Origin of the sequence: Actinoplanes sp. NPDC049668 (genome assembly GCF_044465445.1) — a bacterium.
GTDB lineage: Bacteria > Actinomycetota > Actinomycetes > Mycobacteriales > Micromonosporaceae > Actinoplanes.
On the sequence record NZ_JBITLR010000002.1, the window covers coordinates 187,842 to 190,468 of the forward strand.

Sequence of the window (2,627 nt, forward strand, 5' to 3'; positions counted from 1 at the left end):
CCGCGGTAGCAGCGCACGCGGTAGCAGCGCACGCGGTAGCAGCGCACGCGGTAGCAGCGCACGCGGTAGCAGCGCACGCGGTAGCAGCGCACGCGGTAGCAGCGCACGCGGTGGCGGTGATGGTGCGGGCGCAGTGACACTGCCGACCACGCCAGCAGTGCCGGCTGAACCGGTGGCAGCGGTCACGGTGACAGGGCCGGCGGTGGCGGCGGCGCGACGGCACCGAGGGCAGCCACCACTTCCGCCCGGTGCGGGTCCGGCTGCGGCCACGGTGGAGACCTTCTGAACCCGGCCATGCCCGTCGTCCTGCCAACCACAAGTGACGCTTCTGCTTCAGACGCCTAAGTCGGACATCGCCGCGCTTTCGCAGGCCCTGGGACAGACTCGTGCCGACTTGTCCGGCGGTTTGCCACCGACACCTCTGCGGTCCGGCCAGCATCACGCGCTGCACCGGTCCCTACGGGATCCTTCTCAACGTGGCCGGGCGGTAGCTCTCGGCGGCGGGCACCCGGCGCCGAGACCTCCGGCCCGAGACAGTTTGGATTGCTCACTGATCGCGGGCCGTTGCAGCACATGTCATCTCGCGGCTACTTAATTCAATCGCTTCACTGCGATGTTCGTCTAATCACTCAGCAATGCATCACGCGGCGCCTTCCTTCAATAAGTTGGCATGATCCAACGCAGATCGGAAAGGACAAATGTCGGCCGGCCCGGGATAATAAGTCCATGCGGCAGCATCAATGCTTCAAGCAGCTTCAATTCTTCACCGGCAGCCAACTGGCCGCCATGCGTGACCGCACCGCATCCCGCAACTACTCCCCCGAGCGCGACGAGTTCCGCCGCAACCACGAGCGACACCGCGCATGGGGCCTGACACAACGCCACGCCCGGCGCCTGCGCCAGCTACGCAGCAGCGACAGCGAGCACACCACGGCCCGCCCGGACCAGCCCCGCCCAGCACGCCCACAGCCCTCACGCCCCGATGAGCCGCGCCACCCATCGCACCCACAGCCCTCACGCCCGGACGAACCGCGCCGCCCAGAACGCCCGCAGCCCACGCGCCCAGCCGGACACGTCCACCCCGAACCGACCCGACGATCAGCACCGGACCGCACCGCCTCAACCCGCCAAGATCCGTCCTGCCATCACGATCTGCGGGACAGCAACCAGGCTGTGCACTCGGGCGAGACCGATTCAGCCGAGGCACACCGAATCAACAGGACCGCCTACCAGGCAAAACCCGTCCAGACGCGCCTGTCGGACAAGACCTCCTGCCAGACGAAACCAGCCCAGACGCACCGGCCGGCCAAGATCGCAGACCAGGCGAACCTGACCAAGGCGCAACCGCGGAACGCGCCCACCGGCCAGGCAGAAGCTGACCAGACGCACTCACCGGCCGAGGCCAGCCAGCGGCACGAGTCCACCGCCAACCCGGACCCGACCAAGCCCCGCTCACCGGACGGGATCGCCGGCAGAGCCAGAACCACCCGGACCCACCGGCCACACAGGTCACCGACCAAGCCAAGACCACCTCAACCCACCCGCCGCGCAAGAGCACCGACCAAGCCAAAACCACCTCAACCCACCCGCCGCGCAAGACCACCAACCAAGCCACGCTCGGACGTGGACCGACCACCAGGTTTGTTGCGCCGACAGGGTGGCGGTTAGTGCCACCAATAGATCCGGCGCGTGCCCCGCCAACAGCGCGACCGCGTGCCCGGCCATCGCCGACGAATTTCCGCCACACCGGGTCGGACTTCCGCCGGTTGCCGGGCGTCGAGGGTGCCGGGTCATCGGCTCGGAGGAGGACGCCGTCTCAGCCCGCGCCTCATCTCACGGAGTTCCGGCAGCGTGCCGTGGCGTTGGCTCGTGCCGGCGCCAAGCCGATCAGCCTGCTCGCCAAGGAGTCGCAGACCTCGGTGGCCACGCGCGCGGAGTTGGCCGGCTCGGGCAGATGCCGGGTCCTGGGTGACGGCGACCGACGCCGATCCCAGGTACCAACGCCGGTGACGGGGCGCCAACAACGGGTGCCCGCGACGGCGACGGGTGCGCTCGCCCGCGCCGAAGCTGGTGCGGTGACGGTGACGGTGACGGATCCTGTGCCTCGTCGTCGCCCGCCGGCGCCGGCGGGCGAGCCCTAACGGTGACCGGTGACCTGGTGCTGGTGACGGCGCAAGGGCAAGAGACGAGTGCAGTGCCCTCACCCGCGCCGGTCCCGGTGCGGTGCGAGTGCCCGTGACGGTGGACGGCGCCCGCGCCGGAGTTGGTGCGGTGACGGTGAACGGTGACGGTGACCGGTGACGGGTGACGGATGCCTGTGTCCTCGTCCTCACACGCCGGCGCCGGCGCGAGTGCCCGTAACAGTGACCGGTGACCTTGCCGGTGACGGCGCAAGGGCGGGAGACGGGTGCACGTGCCCTCACCCGCGCCGGTGCCGGTGCCGGCGCCGGGCGAGTGCCGGTGCCCGCGCAGTGCCGGTGCCCGCGCAGTGCCGGTGCCCGCGCAGTGCCGGTGCCCGCGCAGTGCCAGTGCCAGTGCCCGCGCAGTGCCAGTGCCGGGTAACCGGTGCCCACGCCAGCGCCGGTGACCAGCGCCCACGCCTGCGCCTGCGCCGCGCGAGCGCCCGT

At 70.4% G+C, this 2,627-nt stretch carries 1 protein-coding gene; it reads right to left on the reverse strand.

From position 1 onward, the window contains the following. Positions 1-657: 657 nt before the first annotated feature. Positions 658-858, reverse strand: a complete 201-nt coding sequence (locus tag ACIBSW_RS07945; protein WP_404799272.1) for a hypothetical protein — start codon at positions 856-858, stop codon at positions 658-660. Positions 859-2,627: the final 1,769 nt, after the last annotated feature.